At 52.0% G+C, this 3,356-nt stretch carries 3 protein-coding genes; all 3 read left to right on the forward strand.

Features of this window, described 5'->3' with window-relative positions; all coding sequences use genetic code 11:
• Nucleotides 1-110: 110 nt before the first annotated feature.
• Nucleotides 111-1,093, forward strand: a protein-coding gene (locus KDX37_RS28845) for an IS5 family transposase (protein ID WP_406643491.1) whose coding sequence is annotated in 2 segments (ribosomal slippage) — nucleotides 111-498 and nucleotides 498-1,093 — 984 coding nt in all. Because the reading frame shifts where the segments join, the coding sequence is not laid out codon by codon here.
• A gap of 583 nt (nucleotides 1,094-1,676) precedes the next feature.
• Nucleotides 1,677-2,747 (forward strand): metallophosphoesterase family protein, encoded by a 1,071-nt coding sequence (locus KDX37_RS28850; RefSeq protein ID WP_231656583.1) that lies wholly within the window; start codon nucleotides 1,677-1,679, stop codon nucleotides 2,745-2,747.
• Between the two features lie 50 nt (nucleotides 2,748-2,797).
• The coding region (locus KDX37_RS28855) for a hypothetical protein (protein ID WP_231656584.1) at nucleotides 2,798-3,356 on the forward strand (559 nt) is incomplete at its 3' end.

A 3,356-nucleotide genomic window follows, 5' to 3' on the forward strand; every position in this document is an offset into this window, starting at 1 on the left:
GAACCTGCGTAGCTGCGCTCCGACTGCCTGTCCGGATGAGCGTGGAACGGGTGTCCGGATGTTGGTGGGCTGAGTGTCCAGATGGCGTGGAATCCGCACCCATGAGCCAGATGAGCCAGATGAGCTTTTCCGATTTCGAATACGCCCGTAAACGCAAGCAGACACGCCGCGAACGCTTCCTCATCGAGATGGATCAGGTTGTCCCCTGGGCAGGTCTGCTGGGCCTGATCGAACCGTTCTATCCCAAGGCCGGCGGTGGCAGAAAGCCCTATCCTCTGGAAACCATGCTGCGCATTCATCTGCTGCAGAACTGGTTCTCCCTGAGCGACCCGGCCATGGAAGAAGCGCTCTACGAAATCACGCCCATGCGCCAGTTTGCACGCCTGACCTTGAGCGCCCCGATACCTGAAGACACCACGATCATGAACTTCCGGCACCTGCTGGAAAAGCATCAGCTGGCCCCTGCGATACTCGCGGTCATCAACGGTTATCTGCAAGAAAAGGCCTGTCCCTGCGCCAAGGCACTATCGTTGATGCCACCATTATTCATGCCCCCAGTTCCACCAAGAACGAGGAAGGCAAGCGCGATCCCGAGATGCATCAGACCAGGAAAGGTAATCAGTATTATTTCTTCGGAATGAAGGCCCATATTGGCGCTGATGTCGAGTCCGGCCTGGTTCATCACGTTCATGGCACCGCCGCCAATGTGGCCGATGTCACACAGGTCGCCGAACTATTGCATGGCGAAGAAAACGCGGTGTATGCGGACGCTGGATACACCGGTGTCGAGAAGCGTGAAGAGCATGAAAATCGTGAAGTGATCTGGCAAATCGCAGCCCGCCGCAGCACCTATTCCAGGTTGAATAAACGCAGCCTGCTGTACAAAGCCAAGCGCAAGATCGAGTACTGCAAAGCTCAGACACGGGCCAAGGTTGAGCATCCGTTTCGGGTGATCAAGCGGCAGTTTGGTTACGTTAAAGTGCGCTTTCGTGGGCTGATGAAAAACACAGCTCAGTTGACCACGCTGTTCGCCCTGTCAAACCTGTGGATGGCTCGAAAACAGCTGATAGGTATGGGCGAGTTGCGTGTTTAACACGGAAGAGAAGACGAAATAGCCCTCAATACACGAAGCATCGGTCGTTTTTTGGCAAATAGCGCTGCGTCCCGAGGAAATTTGGACTTGCCGCCGCCGCGCGGCAAGTTGATCGGAGCTTCCCTAGGCAAATCCCCCGGCTTGTAGTGGCGTAATGCATTGTCCGCTTGTATCCTCGGTGGATGTCTATGTCACTTGGAAGGTAGACGCAGAAAACGTGGCGGAACTGCGATTCCGGAAAGGCACCCTGTGATCTGCCACCGGTTACCAGCTACTCTAGGTGGGTGTGCAAAGATCAATGAGCCGTTTGCCGCAAAAAAATTGGCCACGGATTCTTGAAGCTCCGATCAGGGATTTTGTTCTGTCCGACCGGACCTCCATGTTTAATCGCGACTGGGTCACGAAGCTAGCGATGCTGCTCGGTTTAGCATTATGACCGTCGCTGATAAAACGAAGTAATAAGGCCACTTGGCAAAGTAGCTCCCCCTTCCCCAAGCTGGCCACCACTTTGGTCCCGGGGGTTGGAATGACGATGCAAGAGCCGGGTGGACCCGGCGGAAACGGATGAAAGGATCAAACCGCTATGACGAGCAACAATAAGTTTAACTGGCTGCATATCAGCGATTTCCATCAGGGAATGAATGGCTCCGAAAATCTGTGGGCCGACGTTAAGCCAAGCTTTTACTCAGACATCAAGTATCACTGCGTAGCCAATGGAGACTTACACGTAGTCGTGTTTTCAGGAGACCTCACCCAGAAGGCCGACAAAAATGAATTTGACGCGATCTTCAAAGAAATCACGGCGCTTTGGGATCAGTTTAAAACGATTGGTCAAAACCCTTCGTTATTTTTGATACCTGGCAACCACGACTTGGAACGACCGAAACCTCATTCGCCGGTCGAAATGGCTCTCAAAAATTGGGACCAGCACATAGCCGAGGTTTTCTATGACAAGAAGGGGCCTTACGTTGAACAAGTGGCAGGAATGTTCAAAAACTATTCCCAGCTGCTATCCAAACTTAAGGCCAGCAAAATTCCGTTGATTCAGGACAGCGTCGGGGCTTTGCCTGGAGATAGCTGTGGTGTATGGCAACAAGGTGAGTTCCGGGTCGGGTTGCTAGGCATGAATACGGCTTGGAGCCAGATCACAGGCGGAGACTTAAAAGGCAAGCTGGAACTGGGGCTTCCGCAGCTCCACCAGATCCCTGAGCAGAATATCAACGAATGGACTGCAGCTAACCATGCCAATTTGATCATTACACATCATCCAGCTAATTGGCTTTCCACCGCTTCAGAGGAGCTCTTCAACCTCGAGATCAACCCCCTGGGCAGGTTTACTGCGCATCTCTTCGGTCATATGCACCAACCTGTCGCCGTCCAAGAAGACTATGGTGACTTTGAGGTAAAGCGCTCGTTTCAAGCCGCGTCGCTTTTCGGTCTGGAGCAGTACCGTGACCACTCTGAGCGGCGTCACGGCTATAATTTTGGGCGAATCGATTTCGATGCGGACGAGATTACGTGGTGGCCCAAACGCGCCGAACAGCGAACTGGTGCCGGCGGCTGGACTATTCGCCCTGATACTGCGTCGCTGCCTAAAAGACAAAACGAATTCGCAACCTACAGAGTCATACTGAATCTTAAAAAAAAAAATTAACTGATGAAAACGCTGGCCTGGTTGAAGCCGCCGCCTCGGCCAGCCCAAGCATGCAAGTAACGGATTTCGAACATGAGAAGGAATACTTAAACGCGCAATACTCCCTGCCGGCTTTCCATCCCCACATGCTCAATGCTTTTCCGGCGACGACTTTCCAAGAAGGATTTAGACAGCTTTATTCAGAGAAGACCTTGTGGATGGTTGCCTCGTGGGATATGTACGGTGATGAATTCATCCGTTGCCTAGAGAACGAAGCAGAAATAAAAAGGACGTGGATCAATTTAGACATAACCGACTATAAAAACCTGGACCATATCTTCGAAAACGTGAATGGTTGTTCAGGCTTTCGCATGCAGGAATTCCGCACTATTCTAGCTGCGCATCCTGAGCATGGGTTGCTCATCGACAACGTTCCGGCAGACACCAGAATCTCGGGAAACTCAGTAATTGATGATGTCTTGACGATAACAGGCTTCATAAGAGAAAAAGCGCCAAATATCTCGATTGTGGGTAAGCGCTCCATAAACCCCACTTGGCTAAAGATAGGTAAAGCGCTTAGCTGTGAAGTCGAGGTTCGCAGTTCCACGGCAGCAAGGCTTCGTAATCCTC

The sequence above is a fragment of the Pseudomonas californiensis genome (assembly GCF_021147775.1).
GTDB classification, from domain to species: domain Bacteria; phylum Pseudomonadota; class Gammaproteobacteria; order Pseudomonadales; family Pseudomonadaceae; genus Aquipseudomonas; species Aquipseudomonas californiensis.

Bases quoted from the DNA above. Each gene is read 5' to 3' on its own strand.
- KDX37_RS28850 (WP_231656583.1), top strand. From the start codon at position 1,677: ATGACGAGCAACAATAAGTTTAACTGGCTGCATATCAGCGATTTCCAT.